This window comes from Dyella sp. SYSU CM1112 (genome assembly GCF_058216415.1).
In genome coordinates this window covers 1-269 of the sequence record NZ_JBZEGI010000138.1, presented here as the reverse complement: position 1 = coordinate 269, position 269 = coordinate 1, and the positions used below count along the sequence as shown (strand labels likewise).

Sequence of the window (269 nt, the reverse complement as noted above, 5' to 3'; positions counted from 1 at the left end):
GCCAATATTCGCGCAACGAGCGCAATGCGAATGCCGCCATCGTGGTAGGCGTCGATCCCAGCGATTTCACGCCCTATGACGACTGCGGCAGCCCCCTCGCCGGCATTGCTCTGCAACGCCATCTGGAAAGTCGCGCCTTTGCGTTGGGCGGCGGCACGTATGAAGCGCCGGGCCAGCTCATCGTCGACTTCTTGAGGGGCCACGCATCGACCGCACTCGTTGACGTGCTGCCGTCCTATAAGCCGGGTGTACATCTCACTGATCTGTCG

The 269-nt window shown here is 62.1% G+C and carries 1 protein-coding gene; it reads left to right on the top strand.

Going from position 1 to position 269, the window contains the following annotated elements; translation table 11 throughout:
• Positions 1–269, top strand: a 269-nt coding sequence (locus AC4HNJ_RS21960) for an FAD-dependent protein (protein WP_490481737.1), incomplete at both ends; no start/stop codon positions are given.